Genomic DNA, 15,514 nt, shown 5'->3' on the forward strand with positions numbered 1-15,514 from the left:
AACCGATCTGAAAAATTCTTATCTGATCGGCATTACGGCATATGCCGGCCTTTGTTTTTAAGCCAAAAATATCATCTACACCGTGATATTAATGTTTTGTCCCAGGTTACCTACAGGGGATGAAGCCTGTACCTGCTCAACCGATTGCATAGCACTTTGCACCAGCATGGTTGCCATTTTAGCTTCCTGGTTTTGTTGCTTTTTGGCCATTACAGCCCCCAGTACTTCAAAGCCCTGGTTCGACGCCGCGGCGCCAACGGATTGACTCATAGAACCTCCTTTGCCAATTCCTCAAGACTGTAACGGCCGGAACATAAATAGCTTTAGCGTTTATTGCGGATTTTTTTACAGATAAAAAAATGCCGCCCGTTGCAGCGGGCGGCATTCCAACTTAGCGCGGAGTGACTCATTTCTCCATGTGCGTTAAGAAGCCCGGATCAGCGCAGTTTGCTGCGCCTTAATTTGTGAGTGTGACAACGCCGGCACCGGCAAAGTATTGCCGCTTTGCGTTGCCGGTTTTAGTGAACGTACCGGCCGGGTAGGGCCCGTTTTCACTAAACCTTTAAACATAGGTTCAGGTTTGCTAACCGCTTTACCAAGGCGGCCGGCAATGGCAGCCTGAATATCGGCCGCAGTATAGCCGGCTTTTATTTTCATGCGCAGATAAGGCACGCCGGCAGCGTCTAAAGCGCCGTTTACGAACCAATCCGGCACGGCTTTATGGCCGTCCTTATTGCTGTTATTTACCAGGTCCAGTACTGCTACGACACTGAAATCTTGTGGATCGCACAATACAAAGTCCAAATACTTAGCGTTTAGCTTTTGCATGGTGCTGGCGCGGGCTTTGTCGCTGGTGCCGCTTTTCAGCTCCATCACGTCAGCCAGCCGCACCCGGTTGATAATTTTGTAGTCATTGGCCACGGCTTTTTCCAGCAATTGCATAAAAGAGCGCTCTACCGGGCTGAACAAGCTGCCTTTTTTCTGCAGCGGAAAAGGGTTACCGTTGTCAATAAAACGGCTGGCTACCATCGCGACCACTATTACTAAGAGTAAAATTAATAGCAGGACAAACTCCATGCGCACCTCCGACAGAAAATTGACCCGGTGTCTGACACACCACAACATTGTCATAGTTAAAGCATAAGCTGTGCCAACATTATGGCTTAATTTGCCACTTAACTATTTATACTGCGAATGGCAGGCATTGTTTGCATTGATATATTTTATAGCTGAAAAGCGCTTATAGTTAGTGCGTATCCCTGATCCCGCACGACTATATTAGCCGCCGGGTATTAGCAGCAAAAAAGGACTGAATTATGACAACAAGCATCAGCCGTGCCGGTTTAACCATTAACGCACCGTTACATGAAGGCTATGACAGCATTTTGACGGAGCAGGCTTGTGCCTTACTGGTGGAACTTACCAGAGAGTTTCGCCCGCGCTTAGCAGCATTATTAGCGGCACGCCAAACCACGCAGCAGCGTTATGATGATGGCGCCTTACCGGACTTTTTGCCGCAAACTGCCAATATTCGCCAGTCAGATTGGCAGGTAGCGCCAATACCGGCAGATTTGCAAGACCGTCGTGTTGAGATCACCGGGCCGGTTGATCGTAAGATGATCATTAATGCCTTAAATGCCGATGTAAAAGTGTTTATGGCTGACTTTGAAGACTCACAAGCGCCCAGCTGGACCGGCGTTATTGACGGCCAGATCAATCTGCGCGACGCTAACCTCGGTACTATCAGCTATACCGATGCTCAAAGCGGTAAGCACTACGCACTGCAGGACAATCCGGCGTTGTTAATTGCCAGGGTGCGCGGTTTGCACTTGTGGGAAAAGCATTTGTTAGTCGACGGCGAACAGATTCCCGGCGGTTTAATGGATTTTGCGCTGTATTTTTTGCATAACTACCAAACCCGCTTAGCTAACGGCAGCGGTGTTTACTATTACGTACCTAAACTGCAAAGCCATTTGGAAGCTAAATGGTGGGATGATGTGTTCCGTTACACCGAGCAAAAATTCAGCCAGCCGGTAGGGACAGTACGCGCCACGGTGTTAATTGAAACCCTGCCGGCGGTGTTCGAGATGGATGAAATTCTGTATATGCTGCGCGACCACATTGTGGCGCTGAACTGCGGCCGTTGGGATTATATCTTCAGTTATATCAAAACGTTAAATAACCATCCGGACCGCATATTGCCTGACCGTCAGGTGGTTACTATGAAGCAACCGTTTTTAAATGCCTACTCGCGTCTGCTGATAAAAACCTGCCACAAGCGCGGTGCGCTGGCCATGGGCGGCATGGCCGCTTTTATTCCGGCTAAAGACGCTGAACAAAACGCCGCTATTCTGGCGAAAGTAACCGCAGATAAAGAGTTGGAGGCCGCCAATGGCCATGACGGCACCTGGGTAGCGCACCCTGGCCTGGCTGCCACCGCCAATAGCGTATTTGCTAAGTATCTGGCCGGCGGCAAGAAGAATCAGTTAGATGTAAGCCGCAGTGACGATGCGCCGATTACTGCAGCACAGCTGTTAGAGCCTTGTGACGGTGAGCGCACTGAAGAGGGGATGCGCACTAATATCCGCGTGGCGCTGCAATATATTGCCGCCTGGATCAGCGGCAAAGGCTGCGTGCCGATTTATGGTTTGATGGAAGATGCCGCCACGGCAGAAATTTCACGCACCTTTATCTGGCAATGGATTAAACACGGTAAAAGCTTAAGCAACGGCAAGCTGATTACCAAAACCTTATTTGCTTCGATGTTAGAGCAAGAAGCAAAAGTGGTGCGGGCAGAAGTAGGTGAAACGCTATGGGCAGAGCAAAATTTTGCCCGGGCGCAAACTTTATTGCTTGATATCACGACTTCTGATCAGCTGGTAGATTTCCTGACCTTACCGGCTTATCAGTTACTTGATTAACCTGAGTAAACCACCAATGCAAAAGGCGCTGACTTGCTGACAGCGCCTTTTTTTAATTCAATTCATCTGCAGTTTCGACAATCAGCCGGCGAAACCAGATATGGCTGGCATCCTGATGCAGCAACGGGCTCCAAATCATCTTCAGCTCAATTGACGGTATGGCAAACGGTGGGTCCATAATGGCCATAGTCGGATCTTTGTCATACAGCTTAGCGGCGCGGCTGGGCAGGGTGGCAATTAAATCTATGCCTACTGCTAAGTGCATCGCCACATGGTAGTTGCGGGTAAATACCGAAATACTGCGCTGCTTACCCAACTTCGCCAGCGCTTCATCGACCCAGCCCAACTTTTGCACATCTTTCGGGTCCATGCCCACGCCAACACCAAAGCCGGTTTTGCTGACCCAAATATGCTGTGCTTTTAAGTAACTGTCTAAGTTGAAGTTTTTCAATACCGGGTTTTGTGCATTAATCAAACAGGAGAAGCTGTCGCGCCAGACGGTTTTCTGGTGAAACGACTGCGGCAATTGGTCAAAGCGGTTAATCGCCATATCCACTTTGCCGTTTTCAACATCATGAAAGGTAACATCGGATGGCGTCATAATATCCAGGCTGGTATGCGGTGCCTGTACACGCATCTTTTTCAGCAGCGCCGGTATTAAGGTTGAAGCGGCATAGTCACTGGCCATAATGCGAAACACGCGTTGGCTGTTAAGCGGCTCAAAGTCTTTGTTTGGTTGCAGCGTTTCTTCCAGTGTTAACAGTACGCCACGTACCACCGGGGCCAGCTCGCGTGCACGTTCAGTCGGTACCATGCCGTCGGAGGTGCGCACTAAGATTGGATCATTCAGTAAGTCACGCAGCCGTTTTAAGCCATTGCTCATTGCCGGCTGAGTAATATTCAGTTGGTTAGCGGCGCGGGTAACGTTCTTCTCCCGCAGCAGCACATCTAAGTACACCAACAGATTTAAATCCATCTTATTAATATTCATTAGTTAAATAGCCCAGCCTTTTTGCATAACTTAACTGAATCATAGCATTGGCTACCCGGCCAGCGTCAAGCCCGGTTTGGTATTAATGCCATGAATGGCCGTCATCACAAAAATCACCTTTATGAATTACCAAAATGAAACCTATAGTGTAAGTCAACAGGTAACACGTCAGCCTGGGAACAGTCAGCGTCCGGCAAGCCGGACAACAGCAATAAGAGGATACTGCTATGTCAGCTTACCAAGATGCAATACAACAAATCGCGCAGTTACGTCAGCAAAACGGCGACGCATGGAGTGCGATAAATCCTGAATCTGCCGCCAGAATGCGTGCACAAAACCGTTTTCATACCGGGCTGGATATTGCCAAATATACCGCCAAAATTATGCGTGCCGATATGGCTGCCTATGATGCTGACAGCAGCCAGTACACCCAGTCGTTAGGTTGCTGGCATGGTTTTGTAGGTCAGCAAAAACTGATCGCCATCAAGAAACATTTCGGCAGCACTAAAAGAAAATACCTGTATTTATCCGGTTGGATGATAGCGGCGCTGCGCTCTGAGTTTGGCCCGCTGCCGGACCAGTCCATGCATGAAAAAACCGCGGTACCGGCCTTAATCGAAGAGCTGTATACCTTTTTAAAGCAAGCCGATGCCCGTGAGTTAGGTGGCTTGTTCCGTGAGCTGGATGCTGCTAAAACCGCCGGCGACAGCGCCAAAGCCGCTGCAGTTCAAAGCAAAATTGATAACTTTGAAACCCATGTCGTGCCTATTATTGCTGATATCGACGCCGGCTTTGGTAATGAAGAAGCCACTTATTTACTGGCGAAGAAGATGATTGAAGCCGGTGCCTGTGCTATTCAGATTGAAAACCAGGTATCGGATGAAAAACAATGTGGCCACCAGGATGGTAAGGTTACTGTGCCGCATGCTGACTTTTTGGCCAAAATTAACGCCGTACGTTATGCCTTTTTAGAGTTGGGTGTGGATGATGGCATTATCGTGGCCCGTACCGATTCTTTAGGCGCCGGCTTAACCAAACAAATTGCCGTTACCAATAAACCGGGCGATTTGGGCGACTTATACAACAGCTTTCTTGATGGCGATGTGATAAGCGGCGCCGACGATATTGCTAACGGCGATGTAGTGGTAAAAGCCAATGGTAAGCTGTTAAAGCCAAAACGTTTGGCCAGTGGTTTGTTCCAGTTTAAGCAAGGTAGCGGTATCGACCGTGTAGTGCTGGATTGTATTACCTCATTGCAGCATGGCGCTGATTTACTGTGGATTGAAACGGAAAAGCCGCATGTCGGCCAGATTGCTGAAATGGTAAACCGCATTCGTGAAGTGGTGCCCAATGCCAAGCTGGTATATAACAACAGCCCGAGCTTTAACTGGACACTGAACTTCCGTCAACAGGTATTTGATGCGTGGAAAGTCGCCGGTAAAGACGTTTCGGCATATGATCGTGCACTGCTGATGAGTGCCGATTATGATGCGACAGAGCTGGCACTGGAAGCTGATAACCGCATCCGTACTTTCCAGGCTGACGCGGCGCGTGAAGCCGGTATTTTCCATCACCTGATCACCTTACCCACTTACCATACTGCGGCGTTGTCTACTGACAACCTGGCGAAAGAGTACTTCGGTGCGGCCGGTATGTTGGGCTACGTAGAGGGAGTGCAGCGCAAGGAAATCCGTCAGGGTATCGCCTGTGTTAAACACCAGAATATGTCAGGCTCTGATGTTGGTGATGACCATAAAGAATATTTCTCCGGCGAAGCTGCATTAAAAGCCGGTGGCGCACATAACACGATGAATCAATTTTAACTTTTAACAGCTAACTGTTGAGTTAAATAAAGTTTTACACTACGTGGTCAGGTAACTGACAGTTTGGGCAGCCATTGGCTGCCCTTTTTTCGTGCTGCTTATGCTACACCGGCGCTAATAACGCTGCTCAACATAGGCCACGACCTCCTGATATTTTTCCTGCATCTGGCGGATATACTCGTTAATCACCGACCAATCGCTTTCTTCTGTGGCTTTTTCCAGTTTCAAAGCATCGGCAGATAAGCTAAGGGCGCCGACGCTTTTTGCCACTGATTTAAATTGATGTGCTATCGAGCGCGCCGTGCTGCGATCTTGTTGCTCTGCACTGTTGCTCAGGTTGGTTAGTAGTTCAGCAGCATGTTTGACAAAGTAATTCAGGTATTCTTCGTGTTTGGCCGGGTCATTGCCAAGGAAATTGGCGATGGTGGTAAAACAAATCGGTGAGTTATTCTGGCCGTTATCGCCACTGACAGGCACTGTTTTTTTGCTGCTTTGCGGGTGCGGTAGCCAGCGCGCTAACATCAGTTCCAGCGTGGCCAGCTCAATCGGTTTGGTAATATAACCGTCCATACCAATGCTCAGGCACTTTTGCTCTTCACCTTTGAGTGCATTGGCAGTTACGGCAACAATACGGGTAAACTCGGCGCCTTCGCTCAGGTGCAGGCTTTCTTTACGTATTGCGCTGGCGAGGTCATAGCCGCTCATATTTGGCATGTGCAAGTCGGTTAGCAACAACGGATAATGATAGCGCCGCCATTTTTCCAATGCGATAGCGCCGTCATCGGCTACCTCTACTGCATAACCCAGAGCATTTAGTTGGTCGACAATAACCCGCTGGTTCATCAGGTTATCTTCAGCCAACAATACCAGCCGCCGTTGTTTACGGGCTTGCTCAATAGATGGTGCTGCGGCTGTAACGGTTTTTTCGCCCGCGTATACCGGCTTGGCTTTACGTTTAGCGGCAATTAATACCGCGTCATATAAGTGGCTGCGGCAGATAGGTGAACTGTGCAGGTAATACACTTTGTCATTGCTGCGCTCGGACAATTCAACCTGATTAGTTATCACAACAAACTGTACCTGTCCCATACCGGGCATCTGTTGCAGCTGGTCTATTTCATTGGCCGAAATTTGCTCGTAAGTGGCATCCAGTACCCATACTGCCGCTTGTTTCGGTGGCAGTGGTTTCATTGCAGCTGCTCTGGCCTGCAATGCTGCAAAGCTGTTTTCTACCTGTAACTCCGCACCGGCATAGGCGAAGTAAGCCTGTAAGTGCGCTTCATTATGGGCATCGGTGGTAAACAAACACAGGTGGATATCGCGTAGCAGTTCTTTATCCAGATAATGAATTTCATCTGAGCGGCGCATCGGCACCCGCACTTTAAACTCGGTGCCTTTGTTGACCTCACTGATAACATTAATGTCGCCGTACATCAGCGTGGTTAAGCGCTGGCAAATGGACAGCCCCAGCCCGGTGCCGCCAAACTTGCGGGTAATTGAACCCTCAGCCTGATTAAATGGTTGAAACACGTAGCTGATTTGGCGCTGTGTCATGCCTTTGCCGTTATCGATAATGCTGAACAGGATCTGGCTGAAATCCATATTTTCTTCCAGCAATTCAGCTTTGATCACCACCAGGCCGGTGGTTTCCGGAGTTGTTTGGGTGAATTTAATCGCATTACCGGCCAGGTTATACAGAATTTGCCGCAGCCGCACCGGATCGCCGACCAAGCCATCGGGAATGCGCGGGTCGATAAACAGTTTTAAATCGATTTGGCGCTGATACGCTACAGACACCAGAATACGGCCTACCGCCTCAATAATTTCGACCAGCGACAACGGTATGGTTTCCAATTCCAGCTTACCGGCTTCAATTTTGGAAAAATCGAGAATATCGTCCAAAATACGCAGCAGTGAAAAGGATGACTCACGCACGGTATCCGTCATGCGGAACTGCGAGGTGGATAGCTGAGTTTTACGCAGTAAATCTATAGTGCCGATAATGCCGTTCATCGGCGTGCGTATTTCATGGCTCATGGTAGCGAGGAAAGTTGATTTAGCCTCGTTGGCCTTTTCTGCAGTAAGTTTGGCGGTTTCCAGCGCATCGGTGCGCTCTTTAATGCGGGTGTCAACTTCCTGCTTCAGGGTTTTAATGTTCTGTTCTGATTCAGCCAGGCCCTGTTGTGCGGTTTCAATTTTACGGAACAACTGGTTAATGTAACTGCTCAAAGTGCCGTAGCTGTCACGCACGTGGCTATCCAAGCTGCTGTTAAACTGGTTTTTATCCAGTGCTTGTTTAGTTCCCTGCAGTAGGGGCTTGATACGGCGGCTGAAAAAACCGGAGATGGCAGAGGCAAAAAAAGCGCTGAGTAACAGCCCGATTAACAAACTAACGGCAAAAATAGCCGCATAGGGCCACAACGGTTTCACTTCCAATTGTTGTACATACACCAGCAGCGCTTGTTGCCCACCGCTATTAATAAGATGATGAACCACCAGATAGTTGTCTTGTACCATGGCCGTTTCCTGCCACGCTGGCTGGGGCACAAAGCCTTGCACATTGCTGGTATTGGCAATCAGCTCTGCGTCATTGTTCTCAGTTTTGCGATACAGGTATATGGCACGGTCGGTATTACCATCACGGGCCTGAGCCAGTATTTGTTCTATTGTGCTTTGGTCGTTGCGACGCAATAGAGGTTGTACTACGCGCCCGACAAGCCGCGTATCGGCGGCTAAGCGCTCCAGTTGCTTATTAACCAACCCGGGTTCAGGTTTGTTCCACAATAACAACAGCGCAGCTTGCACTAATAAAATCAGCACCGACAGCAATGCCAGCGGTTTAAAAATCGATTTACTAAACGAAGTATTTTCCATTAGTGATCCAATAATAGCCGCCAACTGCGCAGATTACGGTTGATAACCGGCATTCTAACAACTTTTGCTAAATAAGGTAGTGGCTTAGTTTCTATGCAAAATTAACCGCATTTGTTAGCCCGTCTGCTTATATTCCGGGCTTTTGCTCAACTAATAAGCTAACGCACCTTGTGCACTAAAATATCTGTTGACTTAAGATCGTAAAATCCGTTTAATACGACCCGCGTTGCCCAGATAGCTCAGTCGGTAGAGCAGCGGATTGAAAATCCGCGTGTCCCTGGTTCGATTCCGGGTCTGGGCACCATTAATTTCGGTGCTAAAGTTGTTGTAAAGTATCAAACTTAAATAACTTTTTCTATGTTGTCGCAGCCGCTTTAGCTCAGTTGGTAGAGCAACTGACTTGTAATCAGTAGGTCATCCGTTCGACTCGGATAAGCGGCACCATTTAGCGGGACAGTTTTGCCCACATAGCTGAGTCGGTAGAGCAGCGGATTGAAAATCCGCGTGTCCCTGGTACGATTCCGGGTCTGGGCACCAGTAATTTCGGTGCTAAAGTTGTTGTAAGGTATCAAACTTAAATAACTTTTTCTATGTTGTCGCAGCCGCTTTAGCTCAGTTGGTAGAGCAACTGACTTGTAATCAGTAGGTCATCCGTTCGACTCGGATAAGCGGCACCATTTAGCGGTACAGTTTTGCCCAGATAGCTCAGTCGGTAGAGCAGCGGATTGAAAATCCGCGTGTCCCTGGTTCGATTCCGGGTCTGGGCACCATTAATTTCGGTGCTAAAGTTGTTGTAAAGTATCAAACTTAAATAACTTTTTCTATGTTGTCGCAGCCGCTTTAGCTCAGTTGGTAGAGCAACTGACTTGTAATCAGTAGGTCATCCGTTCGACTCGGATAAGCGGCACCATTTAGCGGTACAGTTTTGCCCAGATAGCTCAGTCGGTAGAGCAGCGGATTGAAAATCCGCGTGTCCCTGGTTCGATTCCGGGTCTGGGCACCATTAATTTCGGTGCTAAAGTTGTTGTAAAGTATCAAACTTAAATAACTTTTTCTATGTTGTCGCAGCCGCTTTAGCTCAGTTGGTAGAGCAACTGACTTGTAATCAGTAGGTCATCCGTTCGACTCGGATAAGCGGCACCATTTAGCGGTACAGTTTTGCCCAGATAGCTCAGTCGGTAGAGCAGCGGATTGAAAATCCGCGTGTCCCTGGTTCGATTCCGGGTCTGGGCACCATCATTAAAACCCTAACCATTTGGTTAGGGTTTTTTCGTTTAATAGCCGCTAAAATCCGTTGTGTTGAAATAGGCAAGAGCCGGCTTCTTTGTTAAGCTCGGTGACGCCTATAATAACCAGAAACAGGAAGTCCGCGCAGATGAAACATGTTTTAAGCATTCTTACCCTATCTTTACTGGCCGCTTGTGGCGGCGCCCCTGAAACCGACAGCGTAACCGAGCCAAACAGTATTACTATGACTGAAACTAAAAACGGCGCTATCAGCTATCCGCAAACTGCCAAAGGTGAGGTGGTTGACAGTTACTTTGAACAAAAAATTGCCGACCCGTACCGCTGGCTGGAAGATGACCGCAGCAGCGAAACCGAAGCCTGGGTAAAGGCGCAAAATAAAGTGACTTTTGATTATCTTGAGCAAATTCCATACCGCGAACAAATTAAGCAAAAGCTGGCGGCATCATGGAATTATGAAAAAGTCAGCGCGCCGTTTAAAGAAGGTAAATATACCTACTTTTATAAGAACGACGGCCTGCAAAACCAGTATGTGTTGTACCGTCAGTTAGCTGATGGCACAAGCGAAGTGTTTTTAGACCCCAATACTTTTAGTGAAGACGGCACTACATCTCTGGCCGAAGTCAGCTTTTCTAAAGATGGTTCTAAACTGGCGTATTCCATTTCTGAAGGTGGCAGCGACTGGCGCAAAATTATCGTTATTGATGTTGAAACCAAGCAGCAATTGGAAACTGAACTGGTTGATGTAAAGTTCAGCGGTATCAGCTGGTTGGGCAACGAAGGGTTTTACTACTCCAGTTATGACAAACCGGATGGCAGTGAGCTGTCAGCCAAAACTGATCAGCATAAGCTGTATTACCACAAGCTGGGCACAGCACAAAAAGACGACCCGGTAGTGTTTGGTGCTGTTGATGCAGAAAAACACCGTTATGTCGGTGCCACTGTTACAGAAGATGACCGCTATCTGCTGATTTCTGCTGCGGTATCTACATCCGGCAATAAGTTGTTTTTAAAAGATTTGACCAAGCCGGATAGCGCCCTGGTTACTATTTTGGACCACACCGGTTCTGATACCGACTTACTGGATAACGAAGGCAGTAAATTGTATCTGGTGACTAACCTTAATGCGCCGAATAAAAAAGTGGTAACAGTAGATGCGGTTAAGCCACAGCCAGAACATTGGGTTGATCTGATCCCGCACACCGACAATGTGTTAAGTGCCTCAACCGGCGCCGGCTATATTTTTGCCGAGTATATGGTTGATGCTATCGCCAAAGTGCAGCAATATGACTACAGCGGTAAACTGCTGCGTGATATCAGCTTGCCGGGCGTCGGTAGTGTGGGTGGTTTCAGTGGCAAAAAAGCTGACGATACGCTGTATTACACCTTTACCAACTACACCACTGCGCAAACCATATACAGTTTTGCACCGGCAACCGGCAGTTCAGAGGTTTACAGTAAGTCAGGCGCAGATTTTGACAGCAATAACTATGTGTCTGAACAGGTATTTTATAGCTCCAAAGACGGTACTAAAGTGCCGATGATTATCAGCTATAAAAAGGGCTTAAAACGCGACGGCAGCAACCCGACTATTTTATACGGCTACGGTGGTTTTAACGTTAGCCTGACGCCGGGCTTCAGTATACCGAACGCGGTATGGCTGGATATGGGCGGCGTATATGCTGTGCCAAATCTACGCGGTGGTGGTGAATACGGTAAAGCCTGGCATAGCGCCGGTACGCAGATGCAAAAGCAAAACGTATTTGACGACTTTATCGCTGCCGCAGAATATCTGCAACAAGAGGGCTACACCTCAAAAGACAAGCTGGCCATTCGTGGTGGTTCAAATGGTGGTTTGCTGGTGGGCGCGGTAATGACACAACGGCCGGACCTGGTAAAAGTGGCGCTGCCGGCTGTGGGCGTGCTGGATATGCTGCGTTATCATACCTTTACTGCCGGTGCAGGTTGGGCGTATGACTACGGCACCAGCGAGCAAAGCAAAGAAATGTTTGATTACCTGCTGGGTTACTCGCCGGTGCACAATGTTAAAGCCGGTGTGGCGCATCCGGCCACTATGGTGACCACGGCAGATCATGATGATCGTGTAGTACCGGCGCATTCGTTTAAATTTGCTGCTGAGTTGCAAGCGAAAGATGCCGGGGTTAACCCACAGCTTATCCGCATTGAAACCAATGCCGGTCACGGTGCCGGTACACCGGTATCAAAACAGATTGAGCAAATGGCCGATATCTTCAGCTTTACCTTGTATAACATGGGTTATCAGCAACTGCCGTAACCGGCGATTTGTTACCCAAAGCCCGCCTTTATGGCGGGTTTTGTTTTTCTGTAAAACAGCCATATTTATGTCACTGTTGTAAAGCAAAGCACTTCGTTTTACACTGCGTGCCCTTTTTTTAAATGTGCCGGCCACTGTTGCATGAACCCTATAGCGGTTATGCTGGTCGCATCAGATATACAGACAAATAACTCAGGTGTCAGGAGCAGGACTATGGCAAAAAAAGCAGTGATCCTGGTATTAGATAGCTTTGGTATCGGTTATGCGCCGGATGCAGAAGTATTTGGTGATGTCGGTGCCAATACTTTTGCCAGTATTGCCAAAGCGTTTCACGCTAAAACCGGCCGTCAATTGGCGTTACCTAATCTGGCGCGGCTGGGATTAGTAAAAGCCGCTACCGCAGCGTCACAAGGCGTGCAGGCCGATATCGTTGACAGTAGCGATGTTGTCGGGGCTTATGGCTATGCCAGAGAGTTAAGCAGTGGTAAAGACACTCCCAGCGGTCACTGGGAGATAGCCGGCGTTCCGGTGTTGTTTGATTGGGGTTATTTTCATAACAAAACCGACAGCTTTCCGCCGGCATTAATAGACGAGCTGTGCCGGCGTACCGGTGTACCCGGCATCCTGGGTAACTGTCACGCGTCGGGTACTGATATCCTGGTAAAGCTGGGTGACGAGCATATTAAAACCGGTAAGCCGATTTGCTATACCTCGGCAGACAGCGTATTTCAGGTAGCGGCACACGAAGAGCATTTTGGCTTGCAGAAGCTGCTGGATTTTTGTCTGGTAGCACGTGAATTGCTGGACGATTACAATATTGGCCGCGTTATCGCCAGGCCGTTTTTGGGCAATAGTGCAACCAACTATGCCCGCACCGGCAACCGCCGGGATTATTCCGTGCTGCCGCCGGCGCCGACGGTGTTAGATAAACTTACCGCCGCTGGTGGTAGGGTGGTAAGCATTGGTAAGATCGCGGATATCTATGCGCATCAGGGGATTAGCGAAAGTCTGAAAGCCACCGGGCTTGAAGCACTGATTGATAAAACCCTGGCGCAAATGGCAGTGCAGGCTGACAAAAGTCTGGTGTTTACCAACCTGGTTGATTTTGATCAGAATTTTGGCCACCGCCGTGATCCTATTGGCTATGGTGAGGCGCTGGAATACTTTGACAGCCGCTTGCCGCAGCTGATGGCAGCTTGCGACAAAGACACGCTAATGCTGCTGACTGCCGACCATGGCTGTGACCCAACCTGGCCCGGCACCGAGCATACCCGTGAATATATTCCGGTATTAGCCTATACCCCAGGCATGCGGGGCACCGACTTAGGTGAGCGGATGAGCTTTGCCGATATCGGCCAAACACTGGCTGACTATTTTACGCTGGACGCTATGGCGTACGGCGATTCCTTTTTGCATAAAATTAACTAAGAGATTGATATGGCTACTCCGCATATTCATGCGCCAGAGGGCGCGTTTGCTGAAACAGTTTTAATGCCGGGCGACCCGCTGCGGGCAAAACACATTGCCGAAACCTTTTTAACTGATGCGGTGTGTGTAAACACCGTGCGCAATATGTTTGGCTACACCGGTACCTACAAAGGTAAGCCGGTTAGCGTGCTGGGCTCCGGCATGGGTATTCCTTCGATGTCGATTTATGCCACTGAGCTGGTAAAGTTTTATGGCGTAAAAAACATTATCCGTATCGGCTCCTGTGGTGGCTTGCCACTGGACGTTAAAGTACGTGATGTGGTTATTGGTATGGGCGCAAGCACCGACTCCAACGTTAACCGTAACCGGTTAGCCGGGATGGATTTTGCCGCTATGGCCAGCTTTGAGTTATTGGAAAAAGCGGTAGCTGCTGCCCGCGCAAAAAATATAAACGTTAAAGTAGGTAATGTGTTTACCTCTGACTTGTTTTACAACCCAAGCGAAACCCTGTTTGATACCTTAGAGAAATACGGCGTGCTGGCGGTAGAAATGGAGGCCGCCGGTTTATACGGCGTGGCAGCGGAATACGGTATCAATGCGCTGGCTATCTTTACGGTAAGCGATCACATCCGTACCGGCGAAGCTTTAAGCGCTGAACTGCGCCAGAACAGCTTTAATGAAATGGTTGAAGTAGCCCTGGGCTGCTTATAATTTTCAATTAACCGAGTTGCAGGAACCCCTGATGTCCTTATCCACTAATAAAATGTTTTATGTGTCGTGGGAAGCGTTTCACCGTGCCACCAAAGAGCTGGCACATCAGTTGCTGGGGCATGATTATAACGCCATAGTGGCGGTAAGCCGCGGTGGTTTGGTGCCGGCTGCAATCCTGGCGCGTGAGTTAAATATCCGTGTGGTAGACAGTATTTGTGTGGCCAGTTATGAGCATGATAAACAAGGCAGCTTAAGCATTTTAAAAGATGCCAGCCTGGCAGACTCAGAGAAATTACTGATTGTGGATGACCTGGTAGATACCGGTGAAACCGCCAGGGCGCTGCGTGAACATTTCCCCAAGGCCTGCTTTGTTACCGTGTATGCCAAGCCACAAGGTAAGCCTTTGGTGGATAAGTACATAACAGACATTGAGCAGGATACCTGGATCCAACTGCCGTGGGATATGGAACTGGCATATAGCAAGCCATTGGCTGAGAAGTAAATAAACACAAGGCTGAGAGTCGGATTGCCCTAAGCTAACCGTTGAAGCCCCGGACGGGCTGAGACGAGCCCCCAGGGATGGGTTTACGGCGTGTTGGCGTGGGCAATCCGGCTCGTTTGCTGGCAGCAGATGTTTTGGAGTAATAATGACAGCAGTACAACAATTAACGCTTAACTTGCCGGCGTGGATTAACGACGTAGTCGACTGGCAGAAAGTGTATCAAAGCGACGATGAAAAAATGGCCCTGGCTGTTGAGCTGTCAAAGCAGAATGTGCTGCGCGGCACCGGCGGCCCGTTTGGCAGTGCTATTTTTGACTGCACCAGCGGTAAGTTAGTTAGTGTAGGCGTAAACCGGGTAATGCCACTGCATAACTCTACCGCACACGGCGAAATGATGGCGATTATGCTGGCTGAGCAAAGCATACAGAGCTTTAGTTTGTCAGCCGATGGTGTTAAGCGTGAGCTGTTCACCTCGTGCGAGCCTTGCGCTATGTGTTTAGGCGGCACGCTCTGGAGCGGCGTTAAGCGTTTAGTGTGCGCCGCGACGGCAGAAGACGCCCGTGCTATCGGCTTCGATGAAGGCCCGGTGTATGACAGCAGCTATGACTATCTTACCAATGCCGGTGTTGAAGTGGTTAAGTTGGTGCAACGCGATGCGGCTAACAATGTGCTGCAAAGCTATGTAAATGGTGGCGGGGCTATTTACAACGGTTAGACGAAAAG

The 15,514-nt window shown here is 48.9% G+C and carries 11 protein-coding genes and 9 tRNA genes; 16 read left to right on the forward strand and 4 right to left on the reverse strand.

The features are described 5' to 3' along the window. Positions 1 to 75: 75 nt before the first annotated feature. The gene (locus tag HRH59_RS08500; protein WP_173500863.1) at positions 76 to 270 is read right to left on the reverse strand and encodes a hypothetical protein; all 195 of its coding nucleotides are present in this window, start codon (positions 268 to 270) and stop codon (positions 76 to 78) included. A 153-nt stretch (positions 271 to 423) separates the two neighbouring features. Next, complete coding sequence (locus HRH59_RS08505) at positions 424 to 1,077, reverse strand: DUF2726 domain-containing protein (protein WP_173500864.1); 654 nt, start codon at positions 1,075 to 1,077, stop codon at positions 424 to 426. Positions 1,078 to 1,316: 239 nt separating this feature from the next. Here HRH59_RS08505 and aceB point away from each other — a divergent pair, with 239 nt between their 5' ends. After that, a complete protein-coding gene (gene aceB, locus HRH59_RS08510; protein WP_173500865.1) occupies positions 1,317 to 2,921 on the forward strand; it encodes a malate synthase A in 1,605 nt (534 codons plus the stop codon). A 52-nt stretch (positions 2,922 to 2,973) separates the two neighbouring features. On the opposite strand, the gene HRH59_RS08515 is transcribed toward aceB, so the two are convergent. Further along, positions 2,974 to 3,912 carry a LysR family transcriptional regulator gene (locus tag HRH59_RS08515; protein ID WP_173500866.1) on the reverse strand — a complete coding sequence of 313 codons (939 nt, stop codon included), beginning with the start codon at positions 3,910 to 3,912 and terminating at the stop codon, positions 2,974 to 2,976. Positions 3,913 to 4,139: 227 nt separating this feature from the next. On the opposite strand from HRH59_RS08515, the gene HRH59_RS08520 reads away from it, so the two are divergent. After that, positions 4,140 to 5,735: an isocitrate lyase gene (locus HRH59_RS08520; protein WP_173500867.1), complete on the forward strand. Its 1,596-nt coding sequence runs from the start codon at positions 4,140 to 4,142 to the stop codon at positions 5,733 to 5,735. A gap of 114 nt (positions 5,736 to 5,849) precedes the next feature. Here HRH59_RS08520 and HRH59_RS08525 read toward each other — a convergent pair whose 3' ends face one another. Beyond that, complete coding sequence (locus tag HRH59_RS08525; protein ID WP_173500868.1) at positions 5,850 to 8,609, reverse strand: hybrid sensor histidine kinase/response regulator; 2,760 nt, start codon at positions 8,607 to 8,609, stop codon at positions 5,850 to 5,852. A gap of 228 nt (positions 8,610 to 8,837) precedes the next feature. Between HRH59_RS08525 and HRH59_RS08530 the strand changes: the two genes are divergently transcribed. The 14 genes from HRH59_RS08530 (at position 8,838) to HRH59_RS08595 (ending at position 15,506) form a co-directional block, all read left to right on the forward strand. Beyond that, a tRNA-Phe gene (locus HRH59_RS08530) sits at positions 8,838 to 8,913 on the forward strand. A 64-nt stretch (positions 8,914 to 8,977) separates the two neighbouring features. Next, positions 8,978 to 9,053, forward strand: a tRNA-Thr gene (locus HRH59_RS08535). A 17-nt stretch (positions 9,054 to 9,070) separates the two neighbouring features. Next, a tRNA-Phe gene (locus HRH59_RS08540) sits at positions 9,071 to 9,146 on the forward strand. 64 nt (positions 9,147 to 9,210) lie between these two features. Next, a tRNA-Thr gene (locus HRH59_RS08545) sits at positions 9,211 to 9,286 on the forward strand. A gap of 17 nt (positions 9,287 to 9,303) precedes the next feature. Then, positions 9,304 to 9,379 (forward strand) — tRNA-Phe (locus HRH59_RS08550). 64 nt (positions 9,380 to 9,443) lie between these two features. Next, positions 9,444 to 9,519: transfer RNA gene (locus HRH59_RS08555), tRNA-Thr, on the forward strand. Positions 9,520 to 9,536: 17 nt separating this feature from the next. Continuing rightward, positions 9,537 to 9,612: transfer RNA gene (locus HRH59_RS08560), tRNA-Phe, on the forward strand. Positions 9,613 to 9,676: 64 nt separating this feature from the next. After that, positions 9,677 to 9,752, forward strand: a tRNA-Thr gene (locus tag HRH59_RS08565). A 17-nt stretch (positions 9,753 to 9,769) separates the two neighbouring features. Beyond that, positions 9,770 to 9,845: transfer RNA gene (locus tag HRH59_RS08570), tRNA-Phe, on the forward strand. A 139-nt stretch (positions 9,846 to 9,984) separates the two neighbouring features. Continuing rightward, on the forward strand, positions 9,985 to 12,150 hold the full coding sequence (locus tag HRH59_RS08575) for a prolyl oligopeptidase family serine peptidase (protein ID WP_173500869.1): 2,166 nt from the start codon (positions 9,985 to 9,987) through the stop codon (positions 12,148 to 12,150). A 213-nt stretch (positions 12,151 to 12,363) separates the two neighbouring features. Continuing rightward, positions 12,364 to 13,578 carry a phosphopentomutase gene (locus HRH59_RS08580; RefSeq protein ID WP_173500870.1) on the forward strand — a complete coding sequence of 405 codons (1,215 nt, stop codon included), beginning with the start codon at positions 12,364 to 12,366 and terminating at the stop codon, positions 13,576 to 13,578. Positions 13,579 to 13,587: 9 nt separating this feature from the next. Continuing rightward, positions 13,588 to 14,289: a purine-nucleoside phosphorylase gene (gene deoD / locus HRH59_RS08585; RefSeq protein ID WP_173500871.1), complete on the forward strand. Its 702-nt coding sequence runs from the start codon at positions 13,588 to 13,590 to the stop codon at positions 14,287 to 14,289. 31 nt (positions 14,290 to 14,320) lie between these two features. After that, a complete protein-coding gene (gpt, locus tag HRH59_RS08590) occupies positions 14,321 to 14,791 on the forward strand; it encodes a xanthine phosphoribosyltransferase (protein WP_173500872.1) in 471 nt (156 codons plus the stop codon). 145 nt (positions 14,792 to 14,936) lie between these two features. Beyond that, on the forward strand, positions 14,937 to 15,506 hold the full coding sequence (locus tag HRH59_RS08595; RefSeq protein ID WP_173500873.1) for a nucleoside deaminase: 570 nt from the start codon (positions 14,937 to 14,939) through the stop codon (positions 15,504 to 15,506). Positions 15,507 to 15,514 lie beyond the last annotated feature (8 nt).

The organism is Rheinheimera lutimaris, assembly GCF_013283795.1.
Lineage (GTDB): Bacteria > Pseudomonadota > Gammaproteobacteria > Enterobacterales > Alteromonadaceae > Alishewanella > Alishewanella lutimaris.

Excerpts from the sequence above, each read along its gene's own strand:
- HRH59_RS08500 (WP_173500863.1), bottom strand. The coding sequence starts at position 270 with ATGAGTCAATCCGTTGGCGCCGCGGCGTCGAACCAGGGCTTTGAAGTA.
- HRH59_RS08575 (WP_173500869.1), top strand. The coding sequence starts at position 9,985 with ATGAAACATGTTTTAAGCATTCTTACCCTATCTTTACTGGCCGCTTGT.
- HRH59_RS08520 (WP_173500867.1), top strand. The coding sequence starts at position 4,140 with ATGTCAGCTTACCAAGATGCAATACAACAAATCGCGCAGTTACGTCAG.
- HRH59_RS08525 (WP_173500868.1), bottom strand. The coding sequence starts at position 8,609 with ATGGAAAATACTTCGTTTAGTAAATCGATTTTTAAACCGCTGGCATTG.
- HRH59_RS08505 (WP_173500864.1), bottom strand. The coding sequence starts at position 1,077 with ATGGAGTTTGTCCTGCTATTAATTTTACTCTTAGTAATAGTGGTCGCG.
- HRH59_RS08595 (WP_173500873.1), top strand. The coding sequence starts at position 14,937 with ATGACAGCAGTACAACAATTAACGCTTAACTTGCCGGCGTGGATTAAC.
- aceB (WP_173500865.1), top strand. The coding sequence starts at position 1,317 with ATGACAACAAGCATCAGCCGTGCCGGTTTAACCATTAACGCACCGTTA.
- HRH59_RS08515 (WP_173500866.1), bottom strand. The coding sequence starts at position 3,912 with ATGAATATTAATAAGATGGATTTAAATCTGTTGGTGTACTTAGATGTG.
- deoD (WP_173500871.1), top strand. The coding sequence starts at position 13,588 with ATGGCTACTCCGCATATTCATGCGCCAGAGGGCGCGTTTGCTGAAACA.
- gpt (WP_173500872.1), top strand. The coding sequence starts at position 14,321 with ATGTCCTTATCCACTAATAAAATGTTTTATGTGTCGTGGGAAGCGTTT.
- HRH59_RS08580 (WP_173500870.1), top strand. The coding sequence starts at position 12,364 with ATGGCAAAAAAAGCAGTGATCCTGGTATTAGATAGCTTTGGTATCGGT.